A 21,142-nucleotide genomic window follows, 5' to 3' on the forward strand; every position below is an offset into this window, starting at 1 on the left:
GAATGGGCAGAAGTTAGGAAGGCGATTAAACTTCTTTGCATTCAATTAGCAGAAGGCAATTGCTAAATGATCGTTCGGTTTGACACGTTTCAGAACGCACCAAGTTGCCGCAGCACTTCCCTGGTGATGGTCTTGCGGCAATTCCCAAATTCCGGGTTGGGCGTACTTCGCTTTTTGGTTACACGTGTGGCAAAAAAATAGGTGTTGTCTTTTCGTTCTACGTAGCCAACCCACCAGCCAATGTCATTTCCGTCCACCCGCGTCCAGCCTGTTTTAGCGCGGAGCGTATAGTCAGCAGTTTGTTCATTGACCATCACCTTTTTGAGAATATCAATATTGCGTTTTGAAAAGGGTACTTTCCCTGCGTAAACCGCCGCGAGAAAAGTGACCTGATTGCGTGGTGAAACACCGAATGCACCAAAATTCCAAAAGTCGTCGCCTTTTTCAGACAGGTTATTATTCCCGTATTTTGCAGCTTTCAGCTAATGTAGATACTGTTTCCAGCCAATCTTTTTCGCTAGTTCAATAAACGCCCAACCCGCCGACACTTCGAATGCTTCTTTGACCGAAATGTCATGGTATATTTCTGGCCTGTATCCATACAGCGTCGTGTCGGTAGAACCCGGCCACTTGACAATCTCATTTTCATCCTTAATCACACCTGTTTCAAGTGCAATGAGCAGGTTAATGATCTTGAATGTAGAAGCAGGCTGAGTCTCCCGGCGTGAATCTTCCTCATCACTGGTCAGCCATTTCCCTGTTTTATCGTAAATGGTAATGCTGCCTTCGAGGTTGCAGGATTTGAATGGGGTGGTGAGGTCCACCTGAGCGAATGCTGAGGAAAAAGAGAATAAAAAAGCAGTTATAATCTTAACTTTCATTGCTTTGAAGTGGCTGTTCACTGTAAAATAGCAGGGTTTTTTTGAGAGTGAAAATACAGGTAAACCGTCCATAATAGTTGAATAGGGCCTGCATTCTTTACTTTCGTAATTCAAATCGTCACCTGTTTAACTATATGACTTGGATTTCGACTACGAACTCCAAAACAGTATTGTTACGGAGAATAGTAGCTATCATTGTATCTAGGGGCCTCTTCCGGGCGATCACTTCTATTAGTTCCTGTATCGAATTCACAGGCTGGAAATCTGCTCCGATAAGAATGTCATGTATCCGAATGCCCGCAGCATAAGCGCTTCCAGACACGGTGTTATCCAATATTTCGACAAATATGCCTCCTCCGGTGTATGTTGATCCACTCAGACCGATGAACGGGCGCAGAATAGCTCCCCTTGAAACCAAAGCTTCCCCAATTTCTTTATTTCGTCGCCCGAAAGCCAGCTTTGCAGCTGTCCAGCCATTTTTATCTTTGTAGTGAATGTCTGCCCCGCTATCAAGCAGAAGCTTCGTAATGTCATAATTTTTATGGATGATGCTGTACATCAAAATAGTACTGTCCCCGCGCGAGCCCACCTTTTCGTCAATTTGAGCTCCTTGCCTGATGAGAATATCTGCCAGATCGGTTAATCCGTTCATAGCGCACCGGGCCAACGGAGTATGATTGTTCGTGTCTCGCAGGTCGATTGCAATTCCTGCTTTAATCAAAATTTCTGCAATGGTAAGATCCGCAGTAGTCGTCTTGTTTTGGGATGAAAGAAGATGGAGCAGATTGCCACCTTGTAAATAACTATCTTTTGTGAAACGGTGGTTCACAGATGCATGTTTTTCAATGAGGGACTGAACGAGTTCAGGAGATTTTATGAAAACAGCTAATCTTAGTGGAGATTGTTCCTCGGCCGCCAGATGATTATGTGATCGAAAAGACTGAACCTTAATGAAATTTACATCCCGCACCTGATCTATAAATCCAAATAAGGAAGCTTTCCATTGAGAGGCTGACGCGCTATCAGGTGTATCATACTGTTCGAAGGCAGCTCTGTCAGTCAATTCAAAAAAGTGTTCGGGAGAAAGTTCCCTTAAAGCCAACCCGTTAAAGACTGCTCTTACCTTCTCAAGTGAACCGTTGCGAATGGTATATAGAATAATACTATTATGGTTTTTTAGTTTTTCGAAAATCCCAGCTTGGATGAATAGATAAAATATGGTGTCCGCATCACGGCTGGAAATGGATCGCCTGAAGGCGGTTATCGTAAAGTCGATACCCATATTCCGAAGTGTATCTACAGCAAGTGCTTGTGATAGCATGAGATGTGTAATAGTGATAATATCGCCTATAAATTCACTACGAATTCAATTTATACCAGTATTGTCAAAATTAATAAACACAGAAAACCGTGGAGTTCCAATAAATAAATGCTGGTTACCGGTGGTTAAATGTCCCGTTGTATTAAAGAAGATAAAGAATGGAGCAAGCAACTCAACTCCAAATCTCCAACTGCGGATTCTTCCTCAACTCGCCAACCGGTTCAATAATCAACTTCTCTCCTTCCAGCCGCACCGTAATGTGTTCGCCGTAGTCGAAACCCATATCTTCCAGCCATTTGCCACAAAGACGGATTTCGGGAACGAACTTGCTCCTCCACTGGGACGTTTGCTGGTATTTTGGATAAATTTTTAACTGACGTTCCTTGAATATTGGCATACGAATCTACAATTAAGTTTTCGTAAAACTAAAATAAAATTTCGTTTTGCGAAAATTTTGTTTCGTTTTGTACATATAAATGAGTGTTAAGGTTCTCATTATCATTAACTTAAAGTTTTCACTAAGTTTGCGTCAAACGAAATCTCCGGCTCATGCCCAAGCAGAAGTACAACAGAATAAAGATTGTTCTTGCAGAGAAAGAAAAATCGTCGAAATGGCTTGCAGAGGTAACTGGCAAGGATAAATCAACGGTATCCCGTTGGTGTACAAATGATATGCAGCCTACGATTGAGACTTTTTTTGAGATAGCGAAGTTACTTGACGTGGATGTGAAGGAGTTGCTCGTTTCGAGTAAATAAGACATTTAAAAGTTGATTTATTTATTTCTCGTTTTCAATCCCTCAAATTCGACAACGCTTTTGTTAATTACATTTTGCAGAAATCCTCCAATAGGGTTTAGTATTTGGTCGAATTCAGTGCCAATGCTTATACCCTCGCTCCAAGTAATATCATATATTACATTAAGTTGTTCAATTGAGGATCTATCTCTATGTGCTATCGAAACATTTCGAATCTTTTTCAATGAATGCTCCCTGGTCGACTTGAAAGTGTTGAGCCTCGAAACATTTGTATTAAGCTCATCAATAAATTTTTCATGATTTGAAAGTGTTGATCTGGTTCTCCGAAAGGTTTTGCCTAGTAACTCTAGTAGATCATTCATTCCTTCATAGGCGAGTAGTGCTAGTTGTCTGACAAAATATCTTTTTTCCCATTCCTCTTTTGCAAGTACAAGATTCTTGACAACAACTTTAAGGTCGTAAGATAATATGTTCACATATCCTGCAACATTCCAAATTATCTTATTACTGTCAAACCGATTAAAGTCAGCGTGTCGAATGGATTTGGAAATTAGATCCAATGTTTTTTCTTGGATTTCAAAATTTTTAGAAAAGGTAGTGGCTAATGAAGCCCTATCCTTGTTAACCATTTTTTGTAAATCCTTGTCTTCTGATGTGATTTTATACATGTAGCTTTAATTAATTAGCAATAAACTTCGCGAAATTCCTAAAAACATTAAAGTTGTATAAACGGCTTATTACGATCATCTCCCCTTCACCACCCCATCAATCTCCCCCAGCAGCGACTTCACCCCCGTGCTATCCTGCAACAACTGCCAGATCATCACGCCGCCAACTTTGTCTTTCGCCAGCTCTGTTTTCTTCCGGATGGTAGGTAAGCCATTATAGTACACAATCCCGCCATTCAAATGCATTTGATCCTGATTCACCGAGTCGGGATATTGGCGGAGAATGCTTTTGTAGGACATACTTTCCGGAGCATTGCCGCCAAAGCCGTAGCCGTAGAAAGGCACGCCCAGGGTTAGTTTTTCTTTGAGGATTTTGCGGGTGTTCAGCCAGTAGTCGAGGTCTTCCTCAGCCATGGAGTAGGGGGCGTGCGGACCGGGTGTTTCGGGCCGCCAGGGACCGGTGCGGTCGTAGGACATGATATTTACAAAATCGAATTGCGCCAGTGCTTTGTCGGTGAACTGATCCTTGTAAACAGTCGCAATGGCGGCGGTGATTTGTTTGTTTTTCTGCCTTAATGCAACGGCAAGGTCGATCACAAAGTTTTCATAATTTGAGTCAATCAATGCACCTTCCAAATCCACATCAATGCCGTCGAGGTTATTGTCAACTGCCAGATTTACCAGGTCTTTGATCAGCTTATTTTTCTTCTCCCCAACCAAGAACGAAGGATAATACTTAGGAGCACTGCCTCCGCCGATGGAGGCCACGATTTTTACGTTTTTCGAATGGGCAACCACGGCCGTTTCTTTCAAACCTGCGGTTCGTGTAAGATTTCCCAACGAGTCGGGGTTGATAAAAGCAATGTACAAATGTGTGATCTTACCAAAGTCGACCTGGTTGGCAGAAGCTTGTAAACCATTACCGTTTGGTAAATAGCCGATTACTTTGAAGCGGTTGTCTGTGTCACCGCTTTTCGAAACAGTGGTGCTTTTTTTACTGCAACTGGTACTTAATGCAAGAATCACCATGAAAACGGAGATGCCTTGTTTGAACAACTTTTGAGATTTCATGGTAATTCCTGATGATTTTAGATTGCTATTTACCCGCTAACATAATCTTCGCGCCGCCTTTCCGAATGGACTCATAAACCGCATCTACGACGATCATATCTTTCAAACCTTCTGCACCGCTTACATTAGGATCGGGCTTGTTGTTGAGAATAATGTCGGCAATACCGTCCATTTGCAAGGTTTGGTGGGTCACTACTGGCTGGTCCATCGGACCTTTGTGCGTCCGACCTTTGATCGGTCCGTAGCTGAATGCGGGACTGAGTTCCACAAAACCCTTCTCTCCGACTACATATAATCTTTCGTAGTTATTGAAATTGTAAGTTGTGCCGCAGCTCGCGATTACGCCACTTGGAAAGCCCAGCTGGAACATAATTGTTTCGTCCACCTCTTTGAATTTGACAGGATCGGTTTTCGATTCCTGCGCTGTCACCCAAATCGGCTCTTCGCCTGTGCAATACCTGGCTCCATTTAATGCATAAATGCCCACGTCCATCATCGCGCCGCCGCCAGCCAAAGCCTTTTTAAGCCTCCACTGATTTGGATCGCCGGATTTGAAGCCCATATAATTGTTCACATGCATGATCTTGCCCAGCTCGCCTGCCTCACGCATACGGATCAGCTCGCGGGTATGCGGCTCGAAGTGCATCCGGTAGCCAATGTAAAACTTCACTCCAGCCTTTTCACAGGCGGCGATCATTTCACGCGTCTGCTTCGCATTATCTGCGACCGGTTTTTCACAAAGTACATGCTTGCCTGCTGCCGCGATTTGCAGCACATGTTTGTGATGCAGCGAGTTAGGAGTGGTAATGTACACCAGATCAATGTCCGGATTGTTCTTGATCTGAGCGACCGTCTCGTAATTGTACGTGTTCTTTTCAGGAATGTTGTACTTCTTTTTCCATTCTTCCAGCTTAGCTGGTGTGCCGGAAACGGCACTGACCAAAGTTGCCATTTTGCAATCTTTCATCGCCTCAGCCACGCGAGTTCCATAGCTGCCCAGACCCATGATCGCGACGCGCAACTGCTTGTCGGCTTTCGGGCCGGAGTACAATTCCCTTGCTGCGGCAGGCAGGTCTGCCAATGCAGTAGCACCAATTCCAAAACCTAATTTTTGCAGAAAATCACGACGTGAATCCATAGTAGTAGGGTGTTGTTTTTTGTTGATAAATACTCTTGCTCAATTCTTGTGCGAGGATGCGTAAATCGCATTTACCACGATCATGCATAGTTACTTACATGCATAATCTTGCCAAATCCCCCAGCCACGCGCATTCTGGTTGGTTCTTTGGTGTGAGGTTCAAAATGCAACCGAAATTCTGAACAATTAAAAAAGGGGTGTAGAGATTGTATCTCCTTATAAGAAGGCGAGATATGCTTCAGGCGTTACTATTCTTATTTCTGCCAATTTATAATCCTTGAGATTTCTGGTGATCAGCACATGAATGCTATTTTCGATCGCCGTATTATATTGAATTGCGTCTTCAAAGTCGGCAAAACCGGAAGCAATAGCACGATCTATCACTTTGCTGTCCACGGATAATATCGTAACCAGTGTTCTGAAACGCGCAATCAACAACGTCGGCTCTTTAACGCTATACTGGGCATTTAAAACATAATGAATATTGGATATCGAAAGTGCGGAAATACAGATCTCAATCTTTCCTTGCTCTGCCAATGTGAACAGTCGCTCGGCGAAACTATTGAAAGGTTTCCGTCCGGATAGCAGATCAATACAAACATCAGTGTCAACAAAAACCTTTTCCAAATTGCTATTTCGAATATTTTTCTAGTATGTGTTTTTGATATGCTTCCTTTTCGTCGTACTTCTCAGGCAGCGTGACTGCGCCGGAAAGACTTTTTACAAACGGCGTTATATCAGAAGACTGCTCGTCGACAGTTGTTACGAAATTCAAATAATTTTCAATCAAATGCGATAGGCTCACCTTCTTGGTTCTCGCATAGTTCTTTGCACGTTCAATGGTTTCCGTGTCAAGTCTTAAAGTCAGTTTAGTGTCCATATCTTTGAGTCTATACGTCTAAATATAACTTATTTAGACGTATAAACAAAAAAGCTCCCGAGGAGAACCCCGGGAGCCTTTTTGAACCCTAACTAAATGAATTATTTCACAGTAACGATACGTTCTACTTTCTGTTCTGACAGCTGGAAAGTTTTGGATTGAACTTCACCTCCGCTGATCACGTCCAGCTTGTACTGTCCGGCTTCCATGCTGTCGAGATTCAAAGTGCGACCGAATTTTTGTTGTCCTTTACTAACTGTCTCGCGGTAAACAACATCACCGCTCTCGTTTTTAAGCAACAAAATAGTGCTTGATTCTGTGTTTGCTTTGTCTACCAATACATTGATCTTGCCTGCTTTGGTAGGGTAGATACCTGTTCCCAATGCTGCTTTTTTGGCTTCTTTGTCTTCTGCGTTGGCAGTGAAAGATGCAGCTACGAATGCGAAAGCTAATGCGAAGAATTTGAATGAGGTTTTCATGGCTAATTTATGTTTATGGCTGTTGTTTTGATTTTCTTTTTTGTCCCTGAGGACATAACAAAGGTGGTGCAAAACCCAGTACTATGTATTACAAAGTACAGGAATGGTGGTTTAAGTAAATGAGTGGCGGATATCTTTCATGAGTAATTAAATGGTTTGATGTGGTGGACTCAATTTCGGTCTAATGATGGGCGTATGAAGGTGAAAGTTGCTTGGTGGAATGTTAATAACTGTTAAAAAAAATGGCTGCCCGCGGTGCAGACAGCCATTTCCTGGTAAAACAATTAAGAACAGGAACTATTCCTTCTCTACAAAATCCATGTCTTTCGTAAAAGTTTCTTCCAGATAATATAAGGCAAGCAGCGCTACTGCAGACGTAGCTACTCCGATGACAAGCCCGCTTTGGATCACACCAAGGTCCGGTTTGAAGTTGACAAATAGCGCCGCAAGTGGAATAGTAGCTCCCCGTACAAAGTTGGGGACAGTAGTAGCAACAGTTGCACGCAGGTTTGTTCCGAAAAGCTCAGCGGCGATGGTGATGAACAATGTCCAGTAGCCGTTACAGAAACCAAGTAAGGCACAAAGCAGGTAGAATGAGAACAAATCAGTGATCGGAATTAACAGATAACCTACTACCATCGCCAGTGAAAGCAGGATAAATAGCCTGATCACCTTTTTGCGACTTTTCAGATATTGACTTAGTAAACCGCTCACTATATCTCCCCCAACCTGGCCAGAAAATGCAAGCATTACTGCTTTCCCTGCATTGATGCCCTCAATACCTTTTGCAGCACCAAACTCCGGCGAGAACGTAATCAGGATACCTACCACAAACCAGATCGGAAGTCCCACCAGGATCGCCATCATATATTTACCAAATCGTTTTCCATTGGTCAGGATCATCATGATATTCCCCCGGTCGACCGACTTTTCCTTCACGTGCTTGAACATACCGGACTCAAATACATTGAATCGCAGTACCAATAGCAGCAAGCCCATTCCACCACCGACGAAATACGAGATCCGCCACGCAAACAAATCTGCCACAAAATAAGCCAGAATAGCACCCAGCACACCCAAAGTCGCCACGAGCGTAGTTCCATAACCTCTTATCTCTTTTGGCAAAACCTCTGTTACCAGCGTAATTCCCGCACCCAGTTCACCTGCCAGACCCACTCCCGCTATGAAGCGCAGGATTGCATACTGATCAAGTGAAGTGACAAAACCGTTTCCGATATTGGCAAGGGAATACATGATAATCGAGCCAAAAAGCACCGATAAACGGCCTTTTTTGTCAGCTATAACGCCCCACAAAACGCCACCAATCAGCATTCCCGCCATTTGGTAGTTCAGCAGACTGATACCTTCGGTGAGCAGCTGGTCTTCCGGCACATTCAGCGCCTTCAAACTCGGGACACGCACGACGCTAAACAAAAACAGGTCGTACATATCGACCAGGTAACCCAGTGCCGCCACAATAACCGGCACCTGCATTAATTGCGATAAAAGAGAAGGACGGGAAGTAGGAAGTTCGGACATGGAGCGGTTGGTTTACTTCGGCTGTCGGCTATCGGCAGTCGGGTTTTTGTTTTATTTCGGCTTTCAGCTATCAGCGGTTGGCCTTTGAATTTCATTCATCCATTCAAGACAATAAAGCCGATAGCTGATAGCCGACGGCCGAAAGCCAAATCACAATCTATCAATCAACATTCCCCCATCTACACCAATCACCTGGCCGGTGGAGTAGGGGAAGTCGCCTCTTGTGAGGGAGGCTACGGCTTTACCTACGTCGTCGGGGGTACCCCAGCGTGGTTGTAATGCAATACCGCCTTGAAAAAGATTATCGTATTTTTCCTGGACTTTGGAGGTCATATCAGTCGATATAATGCCGGGGCGAATCTCGAAAACGGGGATATTGAACTCGGCCATTCTTACTGCGAAAAGTAGGTTTGTCATCGCCAGTCCCGCTTTGGAGACGCAATATTCTCCCCGGTTGACGGAAGCCACAGTTGCAGAAATGGACGTAACGAAAATGATCGTCGCCTCAAATGCATTGTTATTCTGCTTCGTATGCGCCATTCGTTTGGCAATGGCCTGCGTGAAGAAGAATGGACCCTGCAAGTTGGTGGTCATCACTTCTTCGTAGTTCTCAATGGTAGTTTCAAGAATGTCGAGTCGCACGCGGGGCGCGATCCCTGCATTATTGACCAGCACATTGATCTCTCCCAGGCCAGAATAGGCTTTTTCAATAATTGACTCGCGGTCAGTTGCGGAGGCGATACTTCCCTGGCAGTAAACCACTTCTGCGCCAAGGCTGCGTAGTTCGTCCAATGCTTCGGTTACGCTTTCTTCATCACGCACACCATTGATCGCCAGATTGTAACCTTCTTTCGCCAATGCTTTTGCAATACCAAAACCGATTCCGCGGCTTCCTCCTGTTATCAGAGCGGTCTTTTTCATAGTTCCTCAATGTCAACCCAGGCGCGTTTTGCCCAGCTTTCAAGACCTTTTTCCGCGAGCTGAACACCTCTTGCACCTGCTTTCAGATCCCACGGGAATGGTGTATCTTTTACAATATGTTTTAAAAACAGCTCCCACTGCGCTTTGAATGCATTGTCAAAAAGTTCTTGCTCAGGTACTTTCGCCCAGCCTTCGAAGAATGGGATTGGCTGCGGAATATCCGGATTCCATACCGGCTTCGGCGTATTTCCGTAATGCTGAATATGGCAATCGCGCAAACCAGCTACTGCTGAACCGTGCGTACCGTCGACCTGCAAAGTCAGAAGATCGTCGCGGCGCACGCGCACTGTCCACGAAGAGTTGAATTGTGCGATTACGTCACCTTCCAGCTCGAAAGTTGCATAGCAGGCATCATCCGCAGTTGCCTTGTAAGGGTTTCCGTTTTCGTCGATTCGCTCGGGAATGTGGGTGGCGCCGAGGCAGGAAACCGATTTTACCTTGCCAAAAAGATTATCCAGTACATAGCGCCAGTGGCAAAGCATATCTACGATAATCCCGCCATCATCTTCCTTACGATAATTCCAGGAAGGCCGCTGAGCAGGGATACTGTGCCCTTCAAAAACCCAGTAGCCGAATTCGCCGCGCACAGAAAGGATCTTTCCAAAAAATCCATTTTCCATTAAACGCTTCAATTTGAGCATACCCGGCAGCCACAATTTGTCCTGTACCACACCATTTTTCAAGCCTGCGGCAGTTGCCAGTTCGTAGAGCTCTAATGCTTCCTCGGTAGTAGTACCCGTTGGTTTTTCACAATAAATGTGTTTCCCAGCCAAAATCGCTTTTTTCACGGCAGCAGCGCGGCGGCCGGTTACCTGTGCGTCAAAATAGATCTGGTAGTTAGGATCTGACATAACAGAATCGAGGTCGGTTGTATACTTCTCCACACCCGATTGCTTGCACAGTGCCTGCAATTTCGATTCGTTCCTGCCCACGAGAATAGGGTCCGGCATGATCACTTCGTCTGCCGAAAGTTTTACACCACCTTGTTCCCTGATCGCCTTAATCGAGCGCAGTAAATGCTGGTTCGTCCCCATGCGGCCGGTCACGCCGTTCATGATAATGCCGATGTTATGTGTTGTCATTGTAGTTAGCTGTTAGATTTTAGCTGTTAGCTATTAGCGGTTAGTTTTTTATACTGTTTTTAAGAAAGCTGCCGTAATTTCTTTCAGGAAAATATTCTGGTTTTTGGCCCAATGGATATTTGAAAAGATTTCGACTTCGCAGAAACCTTTAAAGCCCGTTGCTTCCACCCAGCTTCTGATTTTTTTCAGGTCAATGCAGCCTTCGCCCATTAATCCGCGGTCATTTAGTAAGTCGATTGTATTGACTTTCCAATCGCAGACGTGGTAAGCAAACAAATTCCCTTTTGCGCCACAGCGCGCTATTTCTTTTTCAAGATCACCGTCCCACCACAAATGGTAAACGTCTATGGCAACTCCTACGAAAGGTGAGTTGAAATGCTCTGCGAGATCATTTGCTTGCGCCAGCGTATTAATTGCCGAACGGTCGGCCGCATACATGGGATGCAGCGGTTCGATGGCGAGTTTCACATTCAATTTTTCAGCAAGAGGCAATATCGCCTGGATGCCTTCTCTGATCTGCTCCCTCGATTTTTCAAGAGATTGATCGGGTGAGGCACCACAAACGAGTACAATCATTGGCGCGCCCAGAGCGGCCGCTTCTTCGAGTAATTTTTTGTTATGATCAATCGCCTGCGCGCGGCCTGCGCTGCTGGTGTGCGGGAAAAATCCGCCGCGTACGTAGGAAACAATTTCAAGTCCGGCAGATCGGATCAGCTCTCCGGCATGGTGAGGACCGATCCGTTCTATTGAATTCTGCCAGACGCTTATTCCTTTGACCCCCGCCGCCGCATACTTTTCCACCGCCTCGGAAAGCTCCCAGGGCTTGGTAGTTATCGTATGAATGCAGCACCGGTCGAGTGTTATGTTTTCCAAGGTTTGTTTTTGTTTTAATGAATGCTTTTGTGCCTGCCCTTCGACTGCCCGGCGGCCCGGTGCGCTCAGGGTGACAAGTGCTTTTGTCACCCTGAGCGCAGTCGAAGGGCAGGTGCCATGCTACCTTACAGCGCCCAAATAAGTATAATAAGGCAATCCTTTATTAATCCTGTCCAGGTAAAGCGCCAGTTCTCTTGCGTGGTAATCACCCCACATGCTCGATTCTCCATTCGGGATTTTTTGGCCTGCCGGGATGTTATCCCAGCCATTCGGGCGATGGTAGATTGAGTGTAAAATCAATCCCTGGTGTGTTGGGTCTGTTGACAGGTAGGGTTCTGCAAAGAGTGAATCCGCTGCTGTGAGTCCTGCCTGCCAGTATTTTCCGCCTTCTTCCTGCTGGCCTTTGCTTTCCAGATATTTACCCAATCTCAATAAACCCTGCGCACCGATGGCGGCAGCTGAGCTGTCGATTGGTTCAAATTCATTGTAAGGATCAGAAGTGCGGCTGGTGTAATCGCCTAATTTATAGAGTTGCGGTGCGCCGGTATCCCAGTAGGGGATTCCATCTGCGGCTGTATTTTCAATGTAAAAGTCACAGGTAGCTTTGGCTGCTTTGAGGTATATTCTTTCAATTTCCTCTCTGCCACCTAGTGCTGCAAGTTCTTCGTCGTTGAAGCTTGAAAGCGATTCGAGCTGTTCGGCGAATCCGAGCATAGCCCAGGCTAACCCGCGCGTCCAGGTGGTAAATCCGGAGAAACCCTGCTGTGAATTTGGGCAGCGGTAATTGCCGTCGTTGGTGTTGAAGACGCTTTCATGCGCAGTGCGGCCCCACAAATCATAACTGTCGCGGCCTTCGCCATAATAAACTGCATAGTTGGCAGTAGCAATGGAGTGCAATGTGCCGCGTTCCAGCAGACTGGTTTTTACATCATTTTCACCCATTAAACTGTGGCCCATTAAATGCGAGACCATCAATGCACGAACCGAGCGGATCGTGTCGACGAATAGGGAATGGGGACCATTGAACGAATGAATAAAACCTTGTCCATTCTTAGTATTTGTCCAGCGTTTGGCTTGTACAGCTCCTGATATTTTCAGGGCAATTTCGTAGAAGTTGCGTTCCCATTCATTTTCAGGAATGCGCCCCTCATTCATCAATCTCAAAAGATTGCCGTAAGTACTTACATTATTAAATCCGTGATCATGAACACCGAAATGGCCCACGTGCGAAGCCATATATCCGACTGTCTTCTTTTTAGCTGAATCCAGAAAAGCGGTATCGCCGGTAGCGTCAAACTGCAACACCTCAGCCCCGTATTGGAAACCCTGTGTCCATTCTGTCCAGCCTCTTAGCGTATATTTACCATTTACCGTAAATACCGGCGTGCCTTTCGAATTGTCATACTCCTTATTAATAAGGTTGATTTTCTCGGCGGAAACCTGCCAGAGTCGGTCCAGTTTGGATTTAAGTGATGCGGCGGTGAGGTCGTTCCTGATCTGCATAGTATCCTTATAGTATTATTTAGTATTTTCTTAATAGGATAATACAAAGATATTATGGCCAAAAAACCGGATCAAGGTACAAATCGGCTAATGGATGGTACTTTTCCGAACTTGCTCGCGGTATTCGTTTGGGGTAAGACCTGTTTTCTTTTTGAAGATGCGGCTGAAATAGGAAGGGTCGTCGAGGTGAATGTGATAGGCTATCTCTTTACTGCTCAGGCCCGTAAAGACAAGTAGTCGCTTGGCTTCGAGCAGCAGTTTGTCCAGTATATATTCCTGAGAAGGTGTTCCGAGGTACTTTTTAGTGATTTTACTTAAATAGTCGGGAGAGACCGAAAGGGCATTGGCATATTGCTGAACTTCATGTATCTGCAGGAAATTTTTCTCCACCATTTCCTGAAACCGGCCAACCAGTTCGGGAATAGGCTGTGCTGCTGATTCTTCCGGCTGCGTATTTTGCTGACTTAGCAGCGCACATTTTTGTAAAAAAACACCGAGGTACCTGCCAATCAGCGCCTGATCTGCTTCATTGCTCAAATGATCAGAAACCATATTTTCCAAAATATTATGGAAATACCGCTTCTCCGATTCTGATAACGTGATAATGGGCTGGCGGCGCGCTGGCTGGAAGAATGTATACTGGGAAAGCGGCTGACTGACCGGATTATAAAACTGGTAGAAGTCCTCGGAAAAGGCAACTATAAAGCCTTGAAACGAACTGGAAAAAGTGAGCAAATGCACCTGACCAGGCGTAAGAAAATGCAGCCCTGCGCCGAATACGTTATAGGAACGAAAATCAATCTCATGAAACCCCCGGCCTTCTTCCACAAATAAAATCTCGTAGTAAGTGTGCCTGTGGGGCGTGTCGGTTGGTAATGGAGTGATCGGGAGCGGAATAGCGAGCTCTTTATTGATCTCCACGCTGTTTTTGAAGCGGAATATTTTTAATGCAGAAACCTGACTGGGTGTTTTCGGCAGGGAATGAACCGGTATTGCGTCTGACACGGGAATCATAATCTACTTTTTCAGTTGCTACAATGTTTTAAGAAGCCGCAGAATCACGAAAACTACCAGCAGAGGGAGTTTTTTGAAATCGTTGGTGACGTTTTTATAATTTACTTTGTTGGTTATTGACACTAGTCTACAACCACAACCATTCCATTACAAGGTGAACCAGGAAACCAAGAGCGGCCAGATATTCGATCTTCCTACATTAAGACGTCTATATGCATTCGTTCGCCCTTACCAGCGCCAATTTTATTTATTGATCGGGATTATCCTGCTCAATGCCTTGCTAGCTCCTCTGACGCCGCTACTCATTAAGTACACCATTGATACGCCCATTGCAAACGGCGATTTTCAGCAACTGACAATCATGCTGGTCGTGATGGTGGTTGTTACTATTTTTCAGGGAGTTGCGCAGTTTTGGAATACCTATATGTCGGGCTGGCTTGGACAGTTTATCATCCGCGATATCAGAGTGCAGCTTTACCGGAAAATAATCGGATTAAGATTAAAGTTTTTTGACAATACCCCAATCGGCCGGCTCGTAACACGTACTATTTCCGATGTGGAAACACTTTCGAATGTATTCAGTGACGGAATGGCGGCAATTGCCGGGGATATCCTGCAATTGATACTGATCATCGCCGTGATGTTTTATACCGACTGGAAGCTGTCGCTTATCAGCTTGTCGATGATCCCGCTCATGCTGATCTGTACCTATATATTCAAGGAGAAGATCAAGGACTCATTCAATGAAGTGCGTGCAGCGGTGTCTAACCTGAACTCGTTTGTGCAGGAGCACTTAACGGGAATGGGCATTGTGCAGATTTTCAGCAGCGAGGATATTGAGTATAAAAAATTCAGGGAGATCAATAAGGTGCACCGCAATGCGAATATCCGGTCTATCCTTTATTACTCCATTTACTTTCCGGTAGCTGATGTGATCGCAGCTGCGGGTACTGGTCTGGTAGTCTGGTACGGATCAAAACAGATACTGGATAGCGAAGTGACTTTCGGTACTGTTACCGCATTTGTGATGTTTATCAACCTTTTCTTCCGCCCGATCCGTCAGCTTGCCGACCGGTTCAATACTTTGCAAATGGGTATTGTGAGCACAGACCGTATTTTGAAAGTGCTCGACAGCGATGAATATACCTCCAACGAAGGCACTTATGATCCCCCGATGATTAAAGGTAATGTCGAATTCAAAAATGTCTGGTTTGCCTACAATGAGGAAGAATACGTTTTGAAGGATATTAATTTTAAAGTAAATGAAGGTGAGACCATCGCGCTTGTTGGCGCAACCGGTGCAGGGAAATCGTCTATCATCAATTTATTAACCCGCTTTTACGACATCAACAAAGGGAATATTTATGTAGATGGCGTGGAGGTGCATGATTATGAACTGAATGCACTTCGCAGGAACATCGGCATTGTATTGCAGGATGTTTTTCTTTTCTCCGATACAATTGAAAACAATATCCGGCTCGGCGACTTTTCCATTACCCACGAAAAGATAGTGGAAGCTGCTAAACTGGTGGGCGTGCACGATTTTATTGAGCGGCTGCCGGGCGGTTACAGCTATAATGTAATGGAGCGCGGTGCAACACTCTCCGTTGGTCAGCGCCAGTTGATTTCGTTTGTACGCGCGATGGTACATGAGCCTAAGATTATTGTCCTCGATGAAGCAACCAGCTCGGTCGATAGTGAAACCGAAGAACTGATCCAACACGCCATTGAAACATTAATGAAAGGCCGCACCGCCATCGTAATCGCGCACAGGCTCTCAACGATTCAGGAAGCGAACAAGATCATTGTCGTAGATAAAGGCCGCATCGTTGAAGAAGGCAACCACGAGCAGCTACTGGAAAAAGAAGGAGCTTACGCGAATCTGTACCGGATGCAGTACAAGGAAGTATTAAAGATCGGGGCGTAGAATTAGGCTTTCCATAGCCTTCGGCTTCTTCCTTATCGCCCATTTTTGTCACCCTGAGCGCAGTCGAAGGGCGGGCGTTATCGCTCCTCCCTTCGACTGCGCTCAGGGTGACAACGTTTAAAATCAGCTAGTTCCTCCCTCCCGTATCCAGTGGAATAGGTGGCGGGCCGATTAAAAATTCATCTTCTGCGCTTCTTCCGGCAGGCGTGCTATCGCCTTCAATGCCCAGCGAATCAATTGAACTTGGCAGGTACAGGGTAGGGCAGTTGTAATTTTTGGTAATCTTGAAGCTCGGTTTCGGGAATGGGCCGGGTTCATAGCCGATCGATTTATCTCGGTATACCTTCTCTAAAAAGCTTCCTACAATCGGTAACGCAGTTTTAGCTCCTTCTCCCAGGTTTGTTGTACGGAAGTGGATACTCCGATCGTCACCACCCACCCAGGCGCCTACTACCAGGTCACGCGTAATGCACATAAACCAGCCGTCGGAGTTATTGGATGTAGTTCCTGTTTTGCCGCCCAGTTCGTTTCCATTACGAGTTACATCAAATTTCCAGCGAATGCTGCCGGAAGTACCTCCCGGCTCTTCCACACCGGCTTTCAGCATTTGTACCATCAGAAATGCAGATTCCGGCCGGATTGCCTCTCGGTGCTCTGCCTGAAATTCTTCAATTACTTTCCCATTACTGTCTTCAATTTTTGTCACCAAAATGGGCTGTGTGTAGGTTCCGTTATTTACAAAAACACTGTAAGCGGCTACCATATCGTAAAGCGAAACATCAAATGGACCCAAACCAATGGACGGTAATCCTTTAAGCGGCGTAGTAATACCCATTTTCTTGGCATACCTGGCCACATTGTCCGCACCAACCTGGTCCGTAAGCTCCGCTGTAACCGAGTTGATTGATTGTGCCAGGGCGCGCCGCAATGTCATGCTTGCATAGGAAAAAGTACCCGTTGCATTGCGCGGTCTCCATTCCTTTTGCTCGCCGTCTTCCATATAAATCTTCTCAAACGGCTTGTCAACAATCTGATCACACGGGGTCATATTGTAAGTAGTATCGTCAATCGCCGTTGTATAAACGAAGGATTTGAATGTCGATCCCGGCTGCCTTTTGCCTTGCTTTACCGCATCGTATTTGAAATAATTATAATCCAAACCACCCACCCAGGCTTTGATCTGGCCGCTCTGCGGGTTCATAGCCATCATACCTGCGCGCAAAATCCGCTTGTAGTAATCCAGCGAATCCATTGAACTCCAGTATTTCTTCATCTCACCACTGTTTTTCCAGTCGTAGACTGTCATGGTGTCTTTTTTATTCAGGTAATAATTGACGCTGTCCGGATTGTTCGGAAATTTGGCGGCAAGCGATTTGTATTTGCTGGTCCGTTTTACCACGTTTTGAAGAAAGTCAGTGATTTCCTTGCCTTGTTCGTCTACCCATGGATTCTGGTTTCGCCAGTGATCTTCAAACACGCGTTGCAGCTGCTTCATCTTCTGCGTCATCGCTTCTTCGGCTTTTTCCTGCATCCGAGAGTCGATCGTCGTATAGATTTTCAGTCCATCGGTATAAAGGTCATAACCATTTTCGTCACCCCACTTTTTAACAAAATCAACAACTGCATTCTTGAAGTAATTGGCATTGCCGTCGTATGGTGTTTCGAACTTGGTTTTTAGCTCAATAGGTAGCGCGCTGATCGAATCCGCTGCTTTGGCGCTGATGTACCCGTATTTCTCCATTTGCGCAATTACCACATTCCGGCGTTCAAGCGACCGCTTCATGTTGCGGATCGGGTTGTAGGTGGTAGTCGCCTTTTGCAAACCCACCAAAACCGCCGATTCCTGCACATTGAGGCTGTCGGGCGATTTACTGAAATACGACTTCGCTGCCGTATTGATCCCGTAAGTATTGTTACCGTAATCAACCGTGTTGAAATACATGGTCAGGATTTCTTCTTTGGTAAAGTTCCTTTCCAGCTTAATGGCAGTCAGCCATTCTTTTGTTTTATAAATTAAAATACTGAAACCGGGAATGTAGCTTAGCACTCCGCGTGCACCCGATTTTCTTGTTTTAAATAATTTCTTTGCAAGCTGTTGTGTGATAGTACTGCCTCCCCCACGATCTGTCGCGCCGGTTACAATGCCCATTGCCACGCTCGCCATTGCTTTATAGTCTATTCCTGAATGTTTGTAAAAACGTACATCTTCGGTCGCGATCAAAGCTTTTACCAGGTTCGGAGAGATCATTTTGAATGTTACCGGAGTCCGGTTTTCGGTATAAAACTTACCGATCATTACTCCGTCTGCTGTGTATATCTCCGAGGACTGGGCAACTTTTGGATTTTGTAGGTCTTCAACACTCGGCATACTTCCCATCAGCCACAGGAAATTGGTTTCCACACAAAAAATGTAAAGTGCAAATGTCAGAAACCCGTAAGCAAAGGTTTTCCAGATAAACATGATCGGCCGGTAAAAACGGGAATTGGTATCCACATTGTTTTCCCACCAGCTGCGCAGGGATCTTTTGTTTTGACGATAGGAATGGAACAGGTTATCAGCGCGTTTTTTGCCGGTAACCAATGAAGTAAGCTTGTATGCGATACGGTTGATGAGTGTGGCAATGAATCTGAAGACTGCCTTTATTTTGTTAAAAAACGATCGGATAACTTGCATCAAACGTTATGGTTCGTAAGAATTCAAAGATAAGAAAAGCCGGACATTTATGATTGTGTCCGGCTTTTACGATTATACTATTCGGCTTTATTGAATTTCAAGGCAGCGCCATTCATGCAGTATCTGAGTCCGGTTGGCTTTGGACCGTCATTGAAAACGTGCCCCAAATGTCCCCCGCAGGTTCTGCAAACTACTTCAGTCCGGATCATACCGTGACTTTTATCGACGATTTCCTCCACACTCTCCTTTGCAACCGGCTGAAAAAAGCTCGGCCAGCCCGAACCTGATTCATATTTCGTTTCGGAGCTGAACAACGGGGTGCCACAAGCTGCACACACGTAGGTACCCTCTTCCTTGTTATCATTATAGGGATGTGAAAATGGGCGCTCAGTCCCTTTTTCAAACAGCACAAAACACTGTTGTCCAGTTAGTTCCTGCTGCCATTCTTCTTTTGTTTTCTGTACTTCTCTCATTTTATCCGGATTTGAAGATATGTTACGTTTAGAAAAATTGTACCACATTATACGTAACGCAAGACAGCCCTTTATCGTTTAGAAAAAATGCGTCTGATCCATGAATCTTCGCGTGGCCAGCACTGGTTGGGCGACTCGGGCGGGCGGCGGAAAAGGCCGGCCGATATCCCGAAATAAAGATTAAATGCTTTTGGATTGCCAATGTTCAACAGTCCTGTCAAATGATCGGTGCCAATCCACAAAGGTCCCGCGCGTCCAGCCAGCCCGATTGCCGGTGATCTGTACCGGTTCATCAAAGATACAGGTACAGACAATTCATACCATTTATGCTCAATGCGCGGTGTTACCGCAAGAAAAGATTCTGCTTTCATACCGAATGCACCCTGACTGATCAGGTTCTGTACCCACAATCCGCTCACATAAATTTTTGATTGAACATGGTAATCAACACTCGCCTGAAACGCCATTGGCAACACCGACTTGAAGTTAGGCGCCATTGTAGGTCCTCCGTCCAGCGATGAATTGATCGCATTAAACAGTCCCTCGGACCCCTGCAGTTTCTGGAAAGAGTTAAAACGGAATTCCTTGTCCCTGGTGTGGGTTTCCTGTTGCAGCAAATAAGCCGGATTTTTGAAATGGACCCGCCCAATATCGGTCAGCGAAACTGCGACGCGGTACAAATACTTATTCTTGGAAGCATCACGTTTTCGCTCACCACGTTCTGTATAAGAGTATTTGTTGATATCCGGCCGGTATTCGTATACGGCGCCGATATCAAAGCCCCACCCGCTTCCCGGAGGCGCACCGCCTAGCAGCCAGGCCGGTGAAGGTTTGATATTCTGGAAACCTTCATCCCGGGTAATCGCATACTTTACATTGATCTGCTGCACATTGATATACTGGCGGCGGTTTTCGTAAGCTTCGTCGGGCAGGATATTGTAAGTCGAATTGTCAATGATCGCATGTGCATTGTACAGTCCTATCAGTCTTTTTACGGTAAAACCAACTTTGAGGAACTCCGTTTCGTTATCCACCACAATGCCGCCCAGCGTCAATGCAATTTCTCCCAATGCATTAAAGTGTAACTGGCCTGACTGGTTCTCGAATGTGCTCCCCTGAAGTTCTTTCATCTGCGCGGTTTTGCTGATCAGTCGGGCAAGTGGCTCGGTGAGCTGGGTCGTATTCAGTATGTACCGTGCCCTCGTTGATATACCCACGCCCATTTTACCTTTCAGCAAATTGAACATCACAGACGGCAGCCGCGTATCTCCGCCTGCGTTCAGATATTTGTAATTACCGTTAAGCTTTTCCTTCAAATAGGAGCGCGGGAACATGAGAACACCGCGTTCATTCCTGTATTGATCCGGCACTGAGTTAGTCATCAGGGAAAGGAAGGAAAATGGCGCATCGTACTTGACGTGGTTGTTACCTGTATAAAACTGGGTACCTACCAGGTTCACGTGGATAGCATAGCGGCTATCGGCGACAAAGGCAGGATTATGGTACAATGCATTGGTACCCGCGTAATTTCCCATCGCAACGCCAGGCAAGTGCTGGGCCGATCCATTCAATGCTATCCCAAGGAAAATAAAGGATGCGAGTATCAGACTTTTGGGCATAGTCACTAGAAAACGTTGAATCGGCGAATTTTATATTCGTGTGCAAAGAAAAGCGGAACTGCACGGAGTTGCAACGAATGTTCTGCGATTCAGAATATTTAATCTTGCGTCAGCGGCATGATTTTAATGCGCTCCAAATCGAACAGAAGTGCTGAATATGCTATTATCCCAAGAAAAAATGTGCGCGCTTTTATAAAATAGTCTGAAAAAGGATGAAGGCTTGTGTTTGCCGTTTTAAGCAATTAGGTACGATCAGGAAGTGA

At 45.5% G+C, this 21,142-nt stretch carries 19 protein-coding genes and 1 pseudogene; 2 read left to right on the forward strand and 18 right to left on the reverse strand.

Annotated elements, in window-relative coordinates; translation table 11 throughout:
* Nucleotides 1-89 precede the first annotated feature (89 nt).
* The 3 genes and pseudogenes from AC1XTG_RS16280 to AC1XTG_RS16290 all read right to left on the reverse strand — a co-directional run bounded on the left by AC1XTG_RS16280 (nt 90) and on the right by AC1XTG_RS16290 (nt 2,599).
* Nucleotides 90-881 (reverse strand): annotated as a pseudogene (locus AC1XTG_RS16280) (penicillin-binding transpeptidase domain-containing protein).
* A 130-nt stretch (nt 882-1,011) separates the two neighbouring features.
* Nucleotides 1,012-2,202 (reverse strand): ankyrin repeat domain-containing protein, encoded by a 1,191-nt coding sequence (locus AC1XTG_RS16285; protein ID WP_484842665.1) that lies wholly within the window; start codon nt 2,200-2,202, stop codon nt 1,012-1,014.
* Nucleotides 2,203-2,374: 172 nt separating this feature from the next.
* Complete coding sequence (locus tag AC1XTG_RS16290) at nt 2,375-2,599, reverse strand: SymE family type I addiction module toxin (protein WP_056280940.1); 225 nt, start codon at nt 2,597-2,599, stop codon at nt 2,375-2,377.
* A gap of 152 nt (nt 2,600-2,751) precedes the next feature.
* Here AC1XTG_RS16290 and AC1XTG_RS16295 point away from each other — a divergent pair, with 152 nt between their 5' ends.
* A complete protein-coding gene (locus tag AC1XTG_RS16295; RefSeq protein ID WP_056280943.1) occupies nt 2,752-2,958 on the forward strand; it encodes a helix-turn-helix transcriptional regulator in 207 nt (68 codons plus the stop codon).
* Between the two features lie 17 nt (nt 2,959-2,975).
* Here the strand turns inward: AC1XTG_RS16295 and AC1XTG_RS16300 are convergent, their stop codons facing one another.
* The 12 genes from AC1XTG_RS16300 to AC1XTG_RS16355 all read right to left on the reverse strand — a co-directional run bounded on the left by AC1XTG_RS16300 (nt 2,976) and on the right by AC1XTG_RS16355 (nt 14,186).
* Nucleotides 2,976-3,626 carry a hypothetical protein gene (locus AC1XTG_RS16300; protein WP_484842666.1) on the reverse strand — a complete coding sequence of 217 codons (651 nt, stop codon included), beginning with the start codon at nt 3,624-3,626 and terminating at the stop codon, nt 2,976-2,978.
* Between the two features lie 75 nt (nt 3,627-3,701).
* Nucleotides 3,702-4,697, reverse strand: coding sequence for a glycosyl hydrolase family 18 protein (locus AC1XTG_RS16305; RefSeq protein WP_484842667.1), 996 nt, complete (start codon nt 4,695-4,697; stop codon nt 3,702-3,704).
* A gap of 25 nt (nt 4,698-4,722) precedes the next feature.
* Entirely contained in the window at nt 4,723-5,835 is a 1,113-nt protein-coding gene (locus AC1XTG_RS16310) for a Gfo/Idh/MocA family protein (protein WP_484842668.1), read from the reverse strand.
* A gap of 216 nt (nt 5,836-6,051) precedes the next feature.
* Nucleotides 6,052-6,462 carry a type II toxin-antitoxin system VapC family toxin gene (locus tag AC1XTG_RS16315; RefSeq protein ID WP_056280952.1) on the reverse strand — a complete coding sequence of 137 codons (411 nt, stop codon included), beginning with the start codon at nt 6,460-6,462 and terminating at the stop codon, nt 6,052-6,054.
* 4 nt (nt 6,463-6,466) lie between these two features.
* Nucleotides 6,467-6,715 carry a DUF6364 family protein gene (locus tag AC1XTG_RS16320; RefSeq protein WP_031526125.1) on the reverse strand — a complete coding sequence of 83 codons (249 nt, stop codon included), beginning with the start codon at nt 6,713-6,715 and terminating at the stop codon, nt 6,467-6,469.
* A gap of 101 nt (nt 6,716-6,816) precedes the next feature.
* Entirely contained in the window at nt 6,817-7,194 is a 378-nt protein-coding gene (locus AC1XTG_RS16325; protein ID WP_056283269.1) for a hypothetical protein, read from the reverse strand.
* A gap of 297 nt (nt 7,195-7,491) precedes the next feature.
* Nucleotides 7,492-8,733, reverse strand: coding sequence for an MFS transporter (locus AC1XTG_RS16330; RefSeq protein ID WP_056280954.1), 1,242 nt, complete (start codon nt 8,731-8,733; stop codon nt 7,492-7,494).
* A 150-nt stretch (nt 8,734-8,883) separates the two neighbouring features.
* Nucleotides 8,884-9,654, reverse strand: coding sequence for a 3-ketoacyl-ACP reductase (locus AC1XTG_RS16335; RefSeq protein ID WP_484842669.1), 771 nt, complete (start codon nt 9,652-9,654; stop codon nt 8,884-8,886).
* Complete coding sequence (locus tag AC1XTG_RS16340) at nt 9,651-10,796, reverse strand: Gfo/Idh/MocA family protein (protein ID WP_056280958.1); 1,146 nt, start codon at nt 10,794-10,796, stop codon at nt 9,651-9,653. The genes AC1XTG_RS16335 and AC1XTG_RS16340 overlap by 4 nt, the downstream gene beginning before the upstream one ends.
* Before the next feature lie 48 nt (nt 10,797-10,844).
* Entirely contained in the window at nt 10,845-11,669 is an 825-nt protein-coding gene (locus AC1XTG_RS16345) for a sugar phosphate isomerase/epimerase family protein (RefSeq protein WP_484842670.1), read from the reverse strand.
* Between the two features lie 120 nt (nt 11,670-11,789).
* Entirely contained in the window at nt 11,790-13,172 is a 1,383-nt protein-coding gene (locus AC1XTG_RS16350) for a glycosyl hydrolase (RefSeq protein WP_484842671.1), read from the reverse strand.
* A gap of 87 nt (nt 13,173-13,259) precedes the next feature.
* Nucleotides 13,260-14,186: a helix-turn-helix domain-containing protein gene (locus tag AC1XTG_RS16355; protein WP_484842672.1), complete on the reverse strand. Its 927-nt coding sequence runs from the start codon at nt 14,184-14,186 to the stop codon at nt 13,260-13,262.
* Between the two features lie 154 nt (nt 14,187-14,340).
* Here AC1XTG_RS16355 and AC1XTG_RS16360 point away from each other — a divergent pair, with 154 nt between their 5' ends.
* On the forward strand, nt 14,341-16,113 hold the full coding sequence (locus tag AC1XTG_RS16360) for an ABC transporter ATP-binding protein (RefSeq protein ID WP_484842673.1): 1,773 nt from the start codon (nt 14,341-14,343) through the stop codon (nt 16,111-16,113).
* A gap of 127 nt (nt 16,114-16,240) precedes the next feature.
* Here AC1XTG_RS16360 and AC1XTG_RS16365 read toward each other — a convergent pair whose 3' ends face one another.
* The 3 genes from AC1XTG_RS16365 to AC1XTG_RS16375 all read right to left on the reverse strand — a co-directional run bounded on the left by AC1XTG_RS16365 (nt 16,241) and on the right by AC1XTG_RS16375 (nt 20,879).
* Nucleotides 16,241-18,787 carry a penicillin-binding protein 1A gene (locus AC1XTG_RS16365; RefSeq protein WP_484842674.1) on the reverse strand — a complete coding sequence of 849 codons (2,547 nt, stop codon included), beginning with the start codon at nt 18,785-18,787 and terminating at the stop codon, nt 16,241-16,243.
* A gap of 77 nt (nt 18,788-18,864) precedes the next feature.
* Nucleotides 18,865-19,260: a peptide-methionine (R)-S-oxide reductase MsrB gene (gene msrB, locus AC1XTG_RS16370; RefSeq protein ID WP_056283273.1), complete on the reverse strand. Its 396-nt coding sequence runs from the start codon at nt 19,258-19,260 to the stop codon at nt 18,865-18,867.
* A gap of 71 nt (nt 19,261-19,331) precedes the next feature.
* Nucleotides 19,332-20,879 (reverse strand): DUF5723 family protein, encoded by a 1,548-nt coding sequence (locus tag AC1XTG_RS16375; RefSeq protein WP_056280967.1) that lies wholly within the window; start codon nt 20,877-20,879, stop codon nt 19,332-19,334.
* Nucleotides 20,880-21,142: the final 263 nt, after the last annotated feature.

The organism is Dyadobacter sp. HNCC25DJ183, from assembly GCF_056895175.1.